Source organism: Mariniphaga sp. (assembly GCF_041687215.1).
In the GTDB taxonomy this organism is placed as follows: domain Bacteria; phylum Bacteroidota; class Bacteroidia; order Bacteroidales; family Prolixibacteraceae; genus Mariniphaga.
In genome coordinates, this window is the sequence record NZ_JAWLCI010000023.1 from 1 (window position 1) to 15,870 (window position 15,870).

A 15,870-nucleotide genomic window follows, 5' to 3' on the forward strand; every position below is an offset into this window, starting at 1 on the left:
TAACTGTTAATTTTTAGTTGTTTATATATTAACAAGCAGGAGCAATTTTTGATCAAATTATTGTAAATCTGCGTAATACCGGATCGCCACCCTTAAAAAATTATCCCGAAATAATGTGCCACGGCAATAAAGGTGAACACAAGCATAGACTTTATCCTCCTTTAAATAATTTTCTAATGTCGTATTTTGTATATGTATTATTGGCTTTAAAATTATATTCTTATCATTTGACTCAACTGTTAAGCTACAACTAAATTCACCATTTATATCATCCAGAATTCCTAATACTGGATGAGGATACATTCTGTTATTGAATTTCATTGGCTTCTATTATTAGTGAACATTTCAATTTTTCTTTAAGAGATAATTCCAAACTAACTTTTTGATCCTTATCTAGATAAAATCCATAAACACAATTATTGCTTACTTTATAATTAAACCCTCTTGAATCAATTACACTTGTAATATGAATTTTCTCATTACCATTCTCACCAACTCCTTTAAATTTAAGATTACATTTTCCGTTTTTATTGCTCTTTATTAGGATTAGATATTTTTGATTTGTAAAATTTCCTGATAAGCCAATAACTCTTGCATTTATTGTTTGACTTGCCAAAGCTCTATTTTTACCTGTTCCAGAACCTGGTGCTTTCTGGTTGTTTTTATTTCTTTTTTTTGTTCCTGTTCGAACAACAATACCAGTACCTCCAAGACCTGTTTCCTCCTTATTTAAAACCGAAACTTTATAAGGATCAATTTTTGACTTTAGTTTAAAATTCTGATTGTCTGAGATCAATTTTGATGTTTCTTCATTAGAATTGGATTCAGAGTATATATCACTATAAGTAGTAGTTTCAATGTCATCAGATAAGGGCAATAATTTTGCAAGCTCTGGCATATCTGAAATTTCTTCATTCTTTTCTTTTTTAACTGATTTTAAGCAAGTTCGAATCCACATTTCGATTTCATCCATAATTTTTCTACCTTCTGGTTTAAATCTTGCAGGGTCCCATTTATCATGTGCCGGAGGCTCCATTTTTTTCAACATCTCATTTCCGGATTGATCATCACATACAAAAACACCAGCGTAAGGTGTAGATTGATAAAATGCTTTTGAATAAATTACCATATGTGATTTTCGCAACATTGCTACATAATTTAAGCTGTCTTCTAAAGGCAAGTAATAAAAAACTGATTTCCCAATATGCTTCAAATTTTTTTCAAATTTTTTGGAAGTATTACTTAAAACTGATTTATAAAAGTATAAAGGATTGCCTTTGGGTTCAATATAATCCTTAAATGGTTCCCCCATAAAATATTTACTCAATAACGATTCAAGGTTATTAAAATCAATGGTTAAATTATCAATAGATACTTGTAAATCTTCATTTGCTATTGCGTACCAGAAATTTCTTAATACTGATTTGGCTAAATCATCTTTCCAGTTTTTTTCAATTCTATAGCCCATTATATAAATATCCAAACCTTTTTCTTTTCTCCAAAAATCCCCCATCAATTTTGGATCATAAATTGTTTGTTGATTTTTAAGTCCAAATGTGCCAATTGATTGTTTTGTATCACCATCTTCATCAAAATTCACAAGTATTGAGACCCCAATAAATCGACTTTTAGCATCTTTTTTACTTGTTGTACAATAAAATACAGTTCTAAATTCAGAAGCCGCAAATGCAGCACCTTTACCTAGACCAAAAGACCCACCTTCACCAGAAAATTTTCCACTTACACCTCTTGATTTGACCAAACTGTACCATGGTTTATCTCTTTCTTTATCACCACCATATAGACCAGTACTATTGTAATCAGATACTTTCAAAACCCATAAGTCATCTTTTTTAAAAAGATTCATGGCATTTTGGAAGAATTGCACAGTTTTGGGATTATTCGAATGAGATTTTAGGCATAAATCAAGTATTTCGGTAAACCTTTCGTGTCCCGGAAATTCATTCCGACTAAATCTTTGACTAGAAAAACATACTTTGACAGGCTCATTTTTTCTGTCTCTAGCATCAATTGAATTTTGAATTATTTCCCGTGCCAAATAATAATTATAGTTTCCTTCAAAGTGCTCTGTCAAAGTATTATTAATACCTTCTTCAAAACCTCCACCTGTAGATGCAAAAATCCAGTTAGGATTATTCATAAGCCTAAAATTTAAAAATTTTCTTGTCTTTATTTCCAGTATCAAGTTCAGTTTCAAATAATGTTTTAACCCTTTTTACTTCGTCGTTAATTGCCTTAAACATTTTATCCACATCATCTTTATCGAACTCATAGTTCCTTTTATTAGCACATTTTGACAAACTTTCAAGTTTATCCAGGATCATTTGCACGCGACTTCCAGCCACATCTTCAAACCTTTCACGTTTCGTTTTTGCTGTCATAATATTTACATTTTTGAATTATTTTCAGCAAATATATTTACATAAAAATAAACTACAAAATATTTCTATATATTTTTTACTACATTTTTTACTATATATCCTAATTTGTATGCCAAAAATGGGGGCACAGCATTTCCAACCTGATGAAATTGTTGAGTTCTTGCACCACAAAAAAAATAATTATCGGGGAAGGTTTGGACACGTGCTGCTTCCCTTACCGTAAAACTCCTGCATTGCTCAGGTTCATAATGAATAAAATAGTGTCCGTCTTTTGATATATGGCTGGTAATAGTAGTTGCAGGTCTGTTTGGTAATTGAACTCTGAATCTGTCCTCGAATAATCCTTCATTAACATTTTTATGTCTGGGTAATAATTTTTCATCGAAAAAACTCAAATCTTTTAATCTTGGAAACGTACTATATATCTTGCTATATATACTATAAAAATAATAACGTCTTAAATCATCCAAAAGATGTGACCTTGATTCATGCTGAATTACACCTTCTAATCTGGGATCATAAAACCAGCCAAATAATGGATGATTTATTTCAATTGTATTTTTGCTGGGAATATAATTATTCCCTGATGAATCTATTTCAATTTTTTTATGTGTTATATTTTTTATTTCATCAAATTGAGGCCATCTCTTCAAATCATTTTTAAATTGCTCGATGTATTTTTTCCAGTTATTGTTGTTATCAGGTAATTTATTATAAATCCTTTTTTTCCTGCCATTTATTAGTATTTCTTCTTTAATCTCACGGCCCAGTACGCTTCGAATTTTGGGCAGACCATCTAATACTGAGTTCAGCGTAATTTCTTTGCCTAAGGGAATCTGACTTACTTTGAAATCAGTATCTTCCCTTACTCCCAATAGTATTACTCTGTGTCTTTTCTGTGGAATTTCATACAATTCTGATCTAATCAAATAATCCTGATCCTTATCATAAACCGGATTACCATCATCATCAAGATAAGAAGGGTTTTTCACAAATGAATAAATCCTGTAATTCGGTGAATCAAGTCCGGGAAAAAGTCTTCCGGGATTCTTCAGATCTTTTTTTATCCAGTCAAAAATTTTATTTCCGTTTAACTTTGCCGACAACAAACCTTTTACATTTTCCATCACAAAAACTTTTGGATGATGTCTGGCAATTATCCTTAAATATTCACGGTATAAAAAAACACGTGAATCATCTTCTGAAATTCCCTTGTTTCTCGATCTGCCCACAACAGAATATGCCTGACATGGCGGACCACCAATTAATACCCAGTTTTTGTTTCCTTTTAATGCAGTTTCAATTCTTGTATCTACAACTTCCGGCGGAAAATCTTCGTGACCCAGTTCGCATTGCCAGGCCTCATCTCTTGCAGCTTTGTATTCCTTTTCATACAAATCGAACATTTCCTTTTTCAACTGATCCCTTTTATGATAATCATTTTCCTTTACCATTCGATAATATTCTTCTGGAAACTGGTTAACAGGGAACTGCCTTAGAAAACTCCGGAGTTCAAGTGTTTGGTGGGCATAAAAATCTTTCTCGATAGACAACTTTATATCAAAAAAACGAATTCCATCATCATCAGTAACGGAGGAAAATCCTTCTCCCAAACCTCCTGGACCTGCAAACAAATCTATTACGGGGATAGACATATTTTATTTCATATTCCGGTTTATACTTCGAAATCCCGGAAAAATTCAGAAAAGGAAAGGTCAAGCGCTTTTAAAAATTTACCAATAGTTCGAATGGAAACATTTCTTTTCCCATTTTCGACACTGGCAATATAGGTTCTGTCAAGTCCAGCTTTAAAGGCAAGTTCTTCCTGAGAAAAGCCTTTTTGTGTCCGGTAAAATTTAATCCTTTTGCCAAAAATTTCCTGTGGATTCATGAAGCATAAAAGTAGGAGGACGTGACTCATTAGTCAACCGACTTTGAGTCACACTTGGAATTTATGTTGAATAATATGTATTAATTCGTTTAACGTCTGTTCAATTTGACTCGGTTTCAACTGGCATTCCCAAAGTGTAATCACCTTCCATCCCTGCACATTCAACTGAATTTCGGCTTCGCGGTCGCGCTTTTGGGTGTCTTTAATTTTGTTCAGCCACCATTCGGTTTGGGTTTTGGGAACCACAAAATATTTGCAGCCTTTGTGTCCGTGCCAGAAACAGCCGTTAATAAAAATAACGGTTTTGTATTTGGGTAAAACAATGTCGGGTTTCCCGGGCAGGGTTTTTACATTAAGCCGGTACCGAAAGCCATGTGCAAAAAGGAATTTCCGCACCAGCATTTCGGGCTTTGTGTTTTTGCCTTTTATGCGGCTCATGTTGTAGCTCCTAGTATTTTTATTGTGTACGTCCATAAAATCAATACCGAATGGAAACCTATAAAATTAAAAGCTTAAAATGGCAAAAACAAATCCGGAGAGCTTGTCCCGGTTTATCGGGAATTTGAATGTTTATAGAAATATTTTGTGGAACAGGAAGGTGCGACTCCGGCTGGAGTCGAATTTTCAACACATAATATCTTCTATAAACATGTGATGCCGCTGGCATCCGCTCCCCACCAGCATTTAGCTTCGCTGATTTTCAATTCGGGCTTTGTGTTTTTGCCCTTAATTCGGCTCATGTTGAAGGAGCGGGTCGCTTTGTTGTGCACGTCGGCCACGGCAGTTTCGAGTTTAAAGTTTAAGGTTCAAAGTTAGGAAAAGTTGCAGGTTGCAGGTTAGTAAAAGTTCAGGATTTTGGGTTTCGGGTTGCCTTCGGGTAAAGGAAAAGGTTCGAATTCAGGAACAATTTCCTGGATGGAATGTTACATTCTTGCTGCACTCAATTGCAGCAAACTCCTTGCGGGAGTAATTAAATTCATCCAATTATGAAGGCATTATCGTTTTTAGTTGTTTGTTTTTTTGTTGCTGCCAGTGCGTTTTCGCAGGAAAAAGTTCTTAGTATCTCAAATGCTGAAACCGGGAAAGTTACCGTTATCAAACAAAACGAAAGGGTGAAAATTAAAACGGTTCAGGGTGAAAAAATGAAAGGGGATCTTTTTATTGCTGATGATAATCAGGTTTTGATTAACAATATTTTGATTCCAATTTCAACTATTGAAAAAATAAAACGGCACCCATTGGTGATGAATATTTTGGTATCAGGAACATTATTCGTTTTCGGCGCTTATGCAGTATTTGGAGGATGGTTGATTCTTGCCTGGTCGGGAGAAGGAATTGGAGCAATTATACTACATTCGGGTGCAGCATTTATTACTACCGGAATAATATTTCCCAATTTATACCCCAATACCGTTGCAGAAAATGCTTCCAATATAAAAGTGGAAACACTTCCCGAATAGTTTTTGGCAGTGAGGAAGGGAGCAGTCGCAGTAACTTTTAGTTGTAATTTACATCGGGAAAAATAGGATGACATCCCTGGCATTGCAAAAAATTTGCTGCGAATGGAAAAAGGGATGCTATCCGCCGGAGAATAACATTACTCCTCTCCGGTATAGGTAATCTGGGGTTTGGAGTGGTAGCCGCCACGTTTCCAGAAACGCAGCAAAAAGTCGATGTCTTCCAGGTAAAGTTTTCCGGGAAACTGGTTAAAAAAGGGCAGTTTTTCCCTGCAGTTTTCCACACAGTACATCACCAGTTCTTTCGACAGCTCATCCGAAACCAGAAGATGCAGCACATCTTCGTTGCTGTTGTTTTCGTCGAAATAGGGGTTGTGAGGCAACGGAAAAGCATTGTTGAGACCAAACCCGATTTCAGCTCCGGAGTTGGGATTAAAAAATACAAGCGCGGTTTCGGCCTTCTCTTCCAGATTGACTTCGGCAAACGAATTCTCCTGAAAAACCTGTTTGCGCATCCGTTCAAAAGCCTCTTCCTTTTCCCTGCTGGTTTTTGCCAGCGAGTTATTGAAAAAATCCAAAAACGCCTGGGTGAAGGGTTCAATTTCACCTGTAGGCATAAAGGCAATCTGAGAACCGTTATTGAATTTTATGAACGCCTCCATATGTTTTTGCAGATCTTTTTTGGCATCGTACCTTTCATGGTCGAGAAAATTAACCTGTGCCCGGCTTTGTAACGACTGTTTTTCGTCGCTCACCAGTTCGGCATTGTATTCGTTCTGGACATAAACCCCGGAAAACCACCATTCGTCCATCCAGTTTACCAATCCGATAAATACTATGGTGTTGGGTTTGACTAACTTCGCGGAATGGTCGAATGATTTTTTTGTCATTTCAAACTTTTTACCGGAAGCAATGTGCTCGAGAAAAATTACCTCGTTGTTTTGTCCCTTGTATAAAAAATACCCCTGCACCCGCTGCGACATGTTGCTAAATGCGCTGCTCAGCGGATGGCTGTCGCCCACAATTTTTGCCGCCCAATCTTTCCCCTTTATGCTCATTAAACGGGTGTGAGCGGTATGCAGATAACTGTCGCGGTTATCGTTCAGGTAAGACATCAGGTTTTCGTCGTTTCCCGCATTTTCTACTATCTCTGCACCTTTTAACCTGAGTTCACGCAGGGTGTCGGGAAAAAACAACCAGGTTTTAAAAAGCAGGGTGTCGATTAAATTTCGGGCTAAGTAAAAATCGTTTTCATTTTTATCCAGACGGTAAAACGTTTTCAGGTAGTTGTTTTCGGGTGCGTATTCATACTTTTCTTCCAGAACCTCCATAACTGCAGAGGCTGTATCGCTTATAAATTCGTTGAACGGGCTCACAAAATTTTCCTCCTGCACGGAATTCAGAAAATACCAGACAAGAAAAGCCACATCCTCTTCGTTGATTTCATCCTCAATGTAATTTTCAGTATCAAAAAAAGGGAGCACTTTTCCGTAGTGTTGTTTATGCATATCGAGAAATGATTTCCAAACACCAATTCCGGAAATTACATCTTCGAACCACGAAGCCAGAAAACAGGCCAGCAAATCCAACTCTTCCGGATTTAGGAATCGGGAGAGCAGGATGGTTTCATCATAAATGAAACTGTTTTTTATTTCGTTGGAGAGCTTCAGGTAATAACTATCGGTAACTGTTGGATTTTTATACGGTTTTAGTTCCATCCACTGTTTAATGTAAATTTTATTTTTCATCCCCTGTTATTTTTTCGAAAGATAAATTGGTTTGGCAAAATTACAAATTCGCAGGGCATTGGCAACAGGTACCCCGCCAAATGCAGGTAAACGCACTAAAACCACACTTCTCTTGTAAATTCATCGTTTAATACATTCAATTAGGAAGGCATTAATATGAGCTGTTTGTTTTCTTGTTGTTTTCAGTGCGTTTTCGCAGGAAAAAGTTCTTAGCATTTCAAATGTTGAAACCGGAAAAGTTACCGTTTTCAAATAAAACGAAAGGGTGAAAATTAAAACGGTTCAGGGTGAAAAAATGAAAGGGGATCTTTTTATTGCTGATGATAATCAGGTTATGATTAACAATATTTTTATTCCGATTTCAACTATTGAAAAAATAAAACGGCACCCATTGGTGTTGAATATTTTGGTATCAGGAACATTATTCGTTTTCGGCGCTTATGCAGTATTTGGAGGATGGTTGATTCTTGCCTGGTCGGGAGAAGGAATTGGAGCAATTATACTACATTCGGGTGCAGCATTTATTACTACCGGAATAATATTTCCCAATTTATACCCCAATACCGTTGCAGAAAATGCTTCCAATATAAAAGTGGAAACACTTCCCGAATAGTTTTTGGCAGTGAGGAAGGGAGCAGTCGCAGTCGCAGTGGGCAGTGAGGAAAGGAAGATAAAAGGATGGCATCCCCCCGAAACTTGAAACATGGAACCCGGAACCATTTTTCAATTTGCCATTTCAACCACCCCGAATACTCTCAAAAACCTGTTTTAAAATTCAGTAAATTGAATTACCTTTGTTAATCTTTATAACTAAATGTAAGGCAACATGATACTTAAAGAAAATATAAAAGCTAAAGTTGATAAACTCGATAACTACGAACTGAGAGTGGTCGAGTTAGTAATTGATTCTTTAAGAAGAAAAAATCCGGCCATTGAAAAAAAAACAATATCCTCAAAAAAACACCCTTACCAACAGGTTATCAAATTGATGAAGAACCATCAACTGACTTCAAATGATATTAACCTGGGACGTGAAGACAGATTATGAAACGAGCATGTAATCCGCCAGTTGGCGGAACACCCAGCAGAATGATTAAACCCGATAGTTCTCGATACGCGAGTTCTCACAAAGTGATGCCTTATGGCGCATACTATACCTTTAAAAACAGACAATTTTAATAGTATGAATTTATTTTTCGACACATCAGCCCTGGTAAAGCTTTTTAGCGATGAAACAGGTTCTGAGACCGTAAAAGAACTTGTAACAGATCCTGCAAATCATATTTATGCACTCGATTTGGCATTAATTGAACTACAAAGTGCAGTTTACAGAAAATACAGGAACAATCAAATTCATGAAGAAAACCTTGAAAAAATTCAAAATGCCATTGAAAAACAAATGACGTATTTTAACTTAATTCCAATAGGTTCTGACATAATGAAAGAAGCATTTGAATTAATAAAAAAGTTTGGAAAAACTTCCGGATTAAGAACACTTGATGCGCTACATGTAGCTGGTTGGAGAATTATTGCCGAACTGGATTGGACTTTTGTTTCATCAGATAAAAATCAATTAAACGTAGTTACACAATTGAATCATAAATCCATAGATGTATAAATAAACGTAGGATTACATATTATTAGCCGTCACGCCCCACCATTACCCAACTGCCCTTTGCACACGAAGTAAACCCGAAACCCGGAACCCGAAACCTGCAACCTGGAACTTGGAACCTGCAACCTGTAAAACAAAAACCGCCGGAAATTTATATATTGAGCCGCAATAAATTTACAGAACGCAAATCATGTTTCATTTATATATTACCCTTGCTTTTATTATTCCAAACATTTATGTTTTTTTTCGCATAAAAAACCTGTTTATTTCCAAAAGTTACCGACGTTGGTATATCGCGGTTTATTTGCTGCTGGCCATTATTTATCCAGTATCTCAGAACTTTTTAAGGCATAATACCGATTTTATTTCGCAATTTTTATCAACCGTTGCAGGCTATATTTTGCCCTTTTTTCTGTACCTTTTTTTATCGGTACTTGTTTTCGATTTATTTTTATTGCTAAACCTGATTTTCAAAAAAGTTTCGGCAGAACTTCGAAAAAGTTTTTCATTTCGACTGATTGCATTTTCTTCCATACTGTTTATATCAATGGCAACAGTAATTGGCGGCGTTATCAATGTAAATACCATCCGGGTTTCAAAATATAACATCGTTATTCCGAAAAAGAGCTCGGATATTGAAAAACTGCGGGTGGCTTTTGTTGCCGATTTTCATATCCAGGAAAAAACCAGGCAGAGTTTTGTGAATCAATTTGTACGAAAGGTAAATGCGCTGCAACCCGATATTATGCTGTATGGTGGCGATATTGTTGAAGGCCGGGGCGAAACTGCAACTTCAGTGGAAATTGAATCGGCACTAAAAAGTATTCAAACAAAATACGGGGCATTTGGAGTGCTCGGAAATCATGAATTTTATGCAAGGCAGGATGATGGGATTTTTTTCGAAAAAGCAGGAATAACCCTGCTTAACGATTCAATTATCAAATTAAACGATTCGTTTTACCTGGCAGGAAGATACGATGAGCATTTCAGAAGCCGTAAAACGGTGCGCGAAGTTTTGGGAACCAACCCGGCTGATTTGCCCCTGATTCTGTTGGATCACCGCCCCACACAATTGCAGGAAGTGAGCCAAACACCGGTTGACGCGCAATTTTCGGGACATACACATAACGGACAACTTTTTCCGTTGAATTTTATTATTGGCCGGATGTACGACCTGAGTTGGGGATACAGGAAAATAGAAAATACGCATTTTTTTGTGACCAGCGGGTTGCGCTTGTGGGGGCCACCGGTTAAAACCGCCGGAAAATCGGAAATCATGCTGGTTGATTTTACTTTTGAATAAATTGCTGCCTGAAAAATTTCTTTTACATTTAACCTGTAAAGCGTAAGGTTGATTAAAAGATTATGGATCCAATTCTTATAATTTTAGCAGGAACAGTAGTGGTTTTATTTTGCATTATCGTGTTAAAACTTCATGCTGTTATTTCGCTGCTCATTGCCGCCATGGTAACCGGTCTGCTTACCTCTCCCGAACTCATTTACAACTATGCCGTTCACAGCGGGGTTTCGGAACAGGAAGCGCAATCCATGTCAGCAATGGGAATTGGAACCCGGCTGGCAACGGCTTTTGGAAACACAAGCGGAAAAATTGGTATCCTCATCGCGTTCGCTTCCATAATTGGAACCTCGCTGATGAAAAGCGGCGCCGCCGAGCGTATTGTCCGCGGGTTGCTGCAACTGTTTGGGAAAAAGAATACTTCGCTGGCGCTGTTATCCGGAAGTTTTACATTGGCTATTCCGGTTTTTTTCGACACGGTGTTTTACCTGATGATTCCCATTGTAAAATCGATGGGAGTGCGAAATCCCAAAAAGTTCGGCCTTTATTTAATGGCGGTTATTGCCGGTGGGGTTATGGCACATTCCCTGGTTCCGCCAACTCCCGGGCCTTTATTTGTTGCCGAAGAAATGGGGATTGATATTGGCACCATGATAATCGGCGGACTGGTTATCGGGATAATTACCGTTGCCGGCGGATATGCCTACTCGGTTTGGGTAACCCGGAAATGGGATTTACCCATGCGCGATACGCCCGATATCAGCATGGAAGATTTAAAGAAGTTTTCTGACCAGGAAAACAAGGATTTACCGCGGTTATGGATTTCGGTTTTCCCCATTTTATTGCCCATTGTTTTAATCACCGGTAATACAATTTCAAAAATGCTGGTGAGCCGAACAAACGCCAACCTGAATTCATTTCAGCAAGGCATTGCAGAAGTTTTCGCAACTGTGGGCGATGCAAATATTGCGCTTGCCATTTCTTCATTCATTGCCCTGTATTTACTCTGGTCTAAAATAAAAGAGGTACCAAAATTTAAAAAATTTGTATTCGAATCGTTAACCAGCGCCGGAATTATTATTCTGATAACCGCATCGGGAGGGGCTTTCGGACAAATGATGCAGCAAACCGGAATTGGAATCAGGATTGAAGGATTGGCCGCAAATTACCACATGGCACTTTTGCCCATGGCATTTTTTATTACAGCCGCCGTGCGAACGGCACAGGGAAGTGCAACCGTTGCCATGGTAACAGCCATAGGAATTATGAGCGGGTTGGCCGGCTCCGGGTTGCAGTTTCATCCGGTTTACCTGGCCATGGCCATTGGCTGCGGTTCTAAAATATTTGCCTGGATGAACGACAGCGGGTACTGGATTATCACAAAAATGAGCGGAATGGAAGAAAAAGAAACGATTCGTTATTTTTCGATGCTGTTACTGGTGATGGGATTTACCGGGTTGATTGCGGTTATGATTTTGTCGAAAGTTTTACCTTTGGTTTAAATGAACGAATCGGATACACATATCGTAATTCAAACCACTGAAACCGATAACGTTGGAATAATTGTCCATTCAGGTGGAGTAAATAAAGGCGATACCATTAAAAACGGAATTCAGCTTCGTGATAACATCCCCATGGGACATAAAGTGGCTTTGCAAAATATAGGTGAAGGGAAAAAAATTATCCGTTACGGGCAAATCATTGGTTTTGCGAATTGCGAAATACAAAAAGGCGAATGGGTAAATGAAACAAAAATAGTACAACCCGAAGCCCCTGATTTGAATTCGATTCCGATGCCCGCTTTTATACCTCAAAAACCTGAACAACTGGAAGGTTATACTTTTTTGGGTTACCGGAATCAGGATGGCAGTGTGGGAACAAAAAACGTATTGGGAATAACTACAAGTGTTCAGTGTGTGGCCGGGTTTACGCAATTTGTTGTAAAAAAAATAAAGCAGGAAATCCTTTCGAAATATCCAAATGTGGATGATGTAGTTACGTTAAACCACACCTACGGATGCGGGATTGCCATAAATGTTCCTGCTGCAGTTATTCCAATTAGGACCATTCAGAATATTTCAACCAATCCGAATTTTGGAGGAGAGGTATTAATTATCGGGCTGGGTTGTGAAAAACTGCGTCCCGAAAGTCTTTTACTTGCCAACGGAACTGCAACGGATTCTCCCGCCACTCCTAAAAATTCAAATATCATGGTCATGCAGGATGATGCGTTTTCCGGGTTTAATGCCATGGTGGAAGGAATTATGCAGATGGCCGAAAAGCAATTGAAAAAACTTAACCGGCGCAAACGGGAAATTTGCCCAGCATCGGAGTTGGTGGTTGGAATGCAATGTGGCGGAAGTGATGCGTTTTCGGGAATAACATCGAATCCCGCAGCCGGTTTTGCCGCAGATTTAATTGTGCGTGCCGGTGGAAGTGTGCTGTTTTCGGAGGTGACTGAAGTACGGGATGCAGTTCATTTGCTGGTTCCAAGAGCCATAAATGCAGAAGTAGGAAATGCCCTGATTAACGAAATGAAATGGTATGACGATTATCTGGTGCAGGGGCAGGCTTACAGAAGTGCGAATCCGGCTCCCGGGAATAAAACCGGCGGATTAAGTAATATTGTGGAAAAAGCGCTGGGTTCAGTGGCAAAATCGGGCACCAGTCCAATTGTTGATGTTTTGGGGCCCGGGGAAAAAATTCGCCGGAAAGGATTGATTTTTGCCGCCACTCCGGCCAGCGATTTTATTTGCGGAACCCTGCAACTGGCTGCCGGAATGAACATGCACGTATTTATGACCGGAAGGGGAACGCCGTACGGATTGTCAATGGTACCGGTTATAAAAGTAGGCTCCAACTCGAAATTGAGCACCCGCTGGTTCGATATCATTGATTTGGATGCCGGACAAATTGCCACCGGAGAAAAAACAACCGAAGAAATGGGCTGGGAACTTTTTCATCTGATTTTAGAGGTGGCCAGCGGTAAAAAAACTGTCGCCTGCGATAAACTGGGGTTACACAACGATTTGGTTTTATTTAATCCCGGGCCGGTTACCTGAAAAAGGAAATTATAAATTCAAATTAAATAGTAAAAAAATGAAAATAGGATTTATCGGATTAGGAATTATGGGGAAACCCATGGCAAAAAATTTACTGAAAGCAGGTCACGAATTAATCGTTCTGAACAAAAACAAAAGCGCTGGTGAGTTGAAGGCGCTCGGCGCTGAATCAGCAGAAACACCGGCTGAACTCGCCTCAAAAACAAAGACGATAATTACGATGCTTCCCAATTCGCCTGAAGTGAAGGAAGTTGCCCTGGGGAAAAACGGGTTGATTGAAGGCGCAACGAAAGGTTCGGTGTTAATCGATATGAGCTCGATTGCACCGCTGGCCAGCAGGGAAATTGCTGAAGCGCTCTCGAAAAATGGCGTTGAAATGCTGGATGCTCCGGTGAGCGGTGGCGAACCCAAAGCAATTGAAGGAACCATTGCGGTAATGGTTGGAGGGAAAAAGGAAGTGTTTGATGCCAACTACGACATTATGATGGCGATGGCCAGCTCGGTGGTTTATGTTGGCGAAATTGGCGCGGGCAACATGGCCAAACTTTGCAACCAGATAGTGGTTGCCTTAAATATTGCCGCGGTTTCAGAAGCGATGGTTTTGGCGCAGAAAGCGGGAGTGAGTCCCGATTTGGTATATAAGGCAATCCGCGGCGGGTTAGCCGGAAGCACCGTTATGGATGCAAAAGCACCCATGATGATGGACAGGAATTTTGCCCCGGGATTCCGGATTGAACTTCATATGAAAGACATGAGTAATGTACTGGAAACTTCCCGAAAAGTTGGAGTTCCGCTGCCGCTGGCTTCGCAGGTAATGGAAATTATGCAGGCCATTAAACAGGATGGTTGCGATGTGGAAGACCACTCGAGCATTGTAAAATTCTACGAAAAAATTGCCAATACCGAAGTTTCGCGGTAAACCGTCTTTTTAAAAAGATAAACTTTAATCCGTTTTTAAATGAGTTTACCAATTGTTACAGAAATGAAAGTTATCCCGGTTGCCGGGTACGACAGTTTTCTGCTCAATTTAAGCGGCGGTCACGGCCCCGTTTTTATCCGGAATATTGTGGTTTTAAAAGACAATGCCGGAAATACCGGAGTTGGAGAAACACCCGGCGGAGAAGCCATTCGGAAAACGCTGGAAGATTCCAAAGAACTTATTATCGGTAGTAAATTGGGAGATCTCAATGTAGTAATGAATACAATCCGGGCCAGATTTGCCGGGTTGGATGATGGTGGCCGGGGAAACCAGACCTTCGATCAGCGGGTGATGATTCACGTTTTGACGACTGTTGAATCAGCATTCCTGGATCTGACCGGGAAAGTTTTGGGTGTTCCGGTTGCAACATTGCTTGGCGATGGAATTCAAAGAAAAAAGGTGGAAGTGCTGGGATATCTTTTTTTTGTTGGCGATGCGAAAAAAACAACGCTTAATTATCCGCCGCCGTCAAAAGAAGGTACGTACTGGGAGCAAATTCGCCGGAAGGAAGCATTGGATGCAAAAGGAATTGTTGAACAGGCCAAAGCGACAAAAGAACAATTTGGATTTTCCACGTTCAAATTAAAAGGCGGTGTGCTCGACGGACCGGAAGAGTGCGATTGTATGGTTGCCTTGTCGGAAGAATTGCCCGGCGCGGGGTTGACCATTGACCCAAATGGCGCGTGGAGTTTAAAACAAGCCGTTGAATGGCTGACCCCTTTAAAATCAATACTCACCTACGCCGAAGATCCCTGTGGTGCGGAAAACGGTTTTTCAGGAAGGGAAATTATGGCTGAATTCCGCAAGGTAACCGGCATTCCGACCGCAACCAATATGATTGCCACCAACTTTACAGAATTTGTCCAGGCCATTCAGTTGCAGGCGCTGGATATTCCGCTGGCCGACTGCCATTTCTGGACGATGCAGGGTGCAGTGCGCGTTTCCGCATTGTGCGAACTCTGGGGTTTAACGTGGGGCTCTCACAGCAATAACCATTTCGATATTTCGCTGGCCATGATGGCGCACACCGCTGCGGCAGCCAAAGGAAAAGTAACTCCGATAGATACGCACTGGATTTGGCAGGTGGGTCAGCGACTGACGAAAAAACCCTTCGAAATTACAAACGGGATGATGGAAATTCCGGAACTCCCCGGGTTGGGAATTGAACTGGATATGAAAAAAGTGGAAGAAGCAAATCAACGCTATAATAAAGTGGGATCGCAAAAAAGAGACGATTCCATTGCCATGCAATTCCTGAAACCGGGATGGAAGTTTCATCCAAAACGGCCGTGTCTTGTTGTGGATTAATTGGGAATAAAAATTATGACAGCCAGATGCTGAAATAAATTCAGCATGACGGGCGATGACCATTTTAATATTTAATTAGAGGTTTGTATTGGAGAGCAATAAGGTAATAAG

The 15,870-nt window shown here is 39.5% G+C and carries 16 protein-coding genes; 9 read left to right on the forward strand and 7 right to left on the reverse strand.

Features of this window, described 5'->3' with window-relative positions; translation table 11 throughout:
• Nucleotides 1-307: 307 nt before the first annotated feature.
• From ACESMA_RS09915 to ACESMA_RS09940, 6 genes are all read right to left on the reverse strand, one after another.
• Entirely contained in the window at nt 308-2,161 is a 1,854-nt protein-coding gene (locus ACESMA_RS09915; protein ID WP_372948647.1) for a hypothetical protein, read from the reverse strand.
• 4 nt (nt 2,162-2,165) lie between these two features.
• The gene (locus ACESMA_RS09920; protein ID WP_372948648.1) at nt 2,166-2,402 is read right to left on the reverse strand and encodes a hypothetical protein; all 237 of its coding nucleotides are present in this window, start codon (nt 2,400-2,402) and stop codon (nt 2,166-2,168) included.
• A gap of 65 nt (nt 2,403-2,467) precedes the next feature.
• Nucleotides 2,468-4,057 (reverse strand): DNA cytosine methyltransferase, encoded by a 1,590-nt coding sequence (locus tag ACESMA_RS09925; RefSeq protein WP_372948649.1) that lies wholly within the window; start codon nt 4,055-4,057, stop codon nt 2,468-2,470.
• Between the two features lie 20 nt (nt 4,058-4,077).
• Nucleotides 4,078-4,293 (reverse strand): helix-turn-helix domain-containing protein, encoded by a 216-nt coding sequence (locus ACESMA_RS09930; RefSeq protein ID WP_372948650.1) that lies wholly within the window; start codon nt 4,291-4,293, stop codon nt 4,078-4,080.
• Between the two features lie 48 nt (nt 4,294-4,341).
• The gene (locus tag ACESMA_RS09935; protein WP_372948651.1) at nt 4,342-4,767 is read right to left on the reverse strand and encodes a very short patch repair endonuclease; all 426 of its coding nucleotides are present in this window, start codon (nt 4,765-4,767) and stop codon (nt 4,342-4,344) included.
• A 167-nt stretch (nt 4,768-4,934) separates the two neighbouring features.
• Entirely contained in the window at nt 4,935-5,072 is a 138-nt protein-coding gene (locus ACESMA_RS09940; RefSeq protein ID WP_372948652.1) for a hypothetical protein, read from the reverse strand.
• Nucleotides 5,073-5,279: 207 nt separating this feature from the next.
• Between ACESMA_RS09940 and ACESMA_RS09945 the strand changes: the two genes are divergently transcribed.
• Entirely contained in the window at nt 5,280-5,753 is a 474-nt protein-coding gene (locus ACESMA_RS09945; protein ID WP_372948653.1) for a hypothetical protein, read from the forward strand.
• Between the two features lie 137 nt (nt 5,754-5,890).
• Here the strand turns inward: ACESMA_RS09945 and ACESMA_RS09950 are convergent, their stop codons facing one another.
• The gene (locus ACESMA_RS09950) at nt 5,891-7,498 is read right to left on the reverse strand and encodes a DUF3843 family protein (protein ID WP_372948654.1); all 1,608 of its coding nucleotides are present in this window, start codon (nt 7,496-7,498) and stop codon (nt 5,891-5,893) included.
• A gap of 295 nt (nt 7,499-7,793) precedes the next feature.
• Here ACESMA_RS09950 and ACESMA_RS09955 point away from each other — a divergent pair, with 295 nt between their 5' ends.
• The 8 genes from ACESMA_RS09955 to ACESMA_RS09990 all read left to right on the forward strand — a co-directional run bounded on the left by ACESMA_RS09955 (nt 7,794) and on the right by ACESMA_RS09990 (nt 15,759).
• A complete protein-coding gene (locus ACESMA_RS09955; protein ID WP_372948655.1) occupies nt 7,794-8,111 on the forward strand; it encodes a hypothetical protein in 318 nt (105 codons plus the stop codon).
• Nucleotides 8,112-8,324: 213 nt separating this feature from the next.
• Nucleotides 8,325-8,546, forward strand: a complete 222-nt coding sequence (locus ACESMA_RS09960) for a hypothetical protein (RefSeq protein ID WP_372948656.1) — start codon at nt 8,325-8,327, stop codon at nt 8,544-8,546.
• 93 nt (nt 8,547-8,639) lie between these two features.
• The gene (locus ACESMA_RS09965) at nt 8,640-9,116 is read left to right on the forward strand and encodes a type II toxin-antitoxin system VapC family toxin (RefSeq protein ID WP_372948657.1); all 477 of its coding nucleotides are present in this window, start codon (nt 8,640-8,642) and stop codon (nt 9,114-9,116) included.
• Nucleotides 9,117-9,660: 544 nt separating this feature from the next.
• Nucleotides 9,661-10,416 carry a metallophosphoesterase gene (locus ACESMA_RS09970; RefSeq protein ID WP_372948658.1) on the forward strand — a complete coding sequence of 252 codons (756 nt, stop codon included), beginning with the start codon at nt 9,661-9,663 and terminating at the stop codon, nt 10,414-10,416.
• A 62-nt stretch (nt 10,417-10,478) separates the two neighbouring features.
• A complete protein-coding gene (locus ACESMA_RS09975; protein ID WP_372948659.1) occupies nt 10,479-11,912 on the forward strand; it encodes a GntP family permease in 1,434 nt (477 codons plus the stop codon).
• A complete protein-coding gene (gene garD / locus ACESMA_RS09980) occupies nt 11,913-13,472 on the forward strand; it encodes a galactarate dehydratase (protein WP_372948660.1) in 1,560 nt (519 codons plus the stop codon).
• Nucleotides 13,473-13,509: 37 nt separating this feature from the next.
• Entirely contained in the window at nt 13,510-14,391 is an 882-nt protein-coding gene (gene garR / locus ACESMA_RS09985) for a 2-hydroxy-3-oxopropionate reductase (RefSeq protein WP_372948661.1), read from the forward strand.
• Between the two features lie 39 nt (nt 14,392-14,430).
• Complete coding sequence (locus ACESMA_RS09990) at nt 14,431-15,759, forward strand: enolase C-terminal domain-like protein (RefSeq protein WP_372948662.1); 1,329 nt, start codon at nt 14,431-14,433, stop codon at nt 15,757-15,759.
• The last annotated feature ends 111 nt before the right edge of the window (nt 15,760-15,870 follow it).

Excerpts from the sequence above, each read along its gene's own strand:
- ACESMA_RS09970 (WP_372948658.1), top strand. The coding sequence starts at position 9,661 with ATGGCAACAGTAATTGGCGGCGTTATCAATGTAAATACCATCCGGGTT.
- ACESMA_RS09950 (WP_372948654.1), bottom strand. The coding sequence starts at position 7,498 with ATGAAAAATAAAATTTACATTAAACAGTGGATGGAACTAAAACCGTAT.
- ACESMA_RS09920 (WP_372948648.1), bottom strand. The coding sequence starts at position 2,402 with ATGACAGCAAAAACGAAACGTGAAAGGTTTGAAGATGTGGCTGGAAGT.
- ACESMA_RS09925 (WP_372948649.1), bottom strand. The coding sequence starts at position 4,057 with ATGTCTATCCCCGTAATAGATTTGTTTGCAGGTCCAGGAGGTTTGGGA.
- ACESMA_RS09915 (WP_372948647.1), bottom strand. The coding sequence starts at position 2,161 with ATGAATAATCCTAACTGGATTTTTGCATCTACAGGTGGAGGTTTTGAA.
- ACESMA_RS09955 (WP_372948655.1), top strand. The coding sequence starts at position 7,794 with ATGAAAGGGGATCTTTTTATTGCTGATGATAATCAGGTTATGATTAAC.
- ACESMA_RS09935 (WP_372948651.1), bottom strand. The coding sequence starts at position 4,767 with ATGGACGTACACAATAAAAATACTAGGAGCTACAACATGAGCCGCATA.
- ACESMA_RS09945 (WP_372948653.1), top strand. The coding sequence starts at position 5,280 with ATGAAGGCATTATCGTTTTTAGTTGTTTGTTTTTTTGTTGCTGCCAGT.
- ACESMA_RS09965 (WP_372948657.1), top strand. The coding sequence starts at position 8,640 with ATGGCGCATACTATACCTTTAAAAACAGACAATTTTAATAGTATGAAT.
- ACESMA_RS09930 (WP_372948650.1), bottom strand. The coding sequence starts at position 4,293 with ATGAATCCACAGGAAATTTTTGGCAAAAGGATTAAATTTTACCGGACA.
- garR (WP_372948661.1), top strand. The coding sequence starts at position 13,510 with ATGAAAATAGGATTTATCGGATTAGGAATTATGGGGAAACCCATGGCA.
- ACESMA_RS09975 (WP_372948659.1), top strand. The coding sequence starts at position 10,479 with ATGGATCCAATTCTTATAATTTTAGCAGGAACAGTAGTGGTTTTATTT.
- garD (WP_372948660.1), top strand. The coding sequence starts at position 11,913 with ATGAACGAATCGGATACACATATCGTAATTCAAACCACTGAAACCGAT.
- ACESMA_RS09960 (WP_372948656.1), top strand. The coding sequence starts at position 8,325 with ATGATACTTAAAGAAAATATAAAAGCTAAAGTTGATAAACTCGATAAC.
- ACESMA_RS09990 (WP_372948662.1), top strand. The coding sequence starts at position 14,431 with ATGAGTTTACCAATTGTTACAGAAATGAAAGTTATCCCGGTTGCCGGG.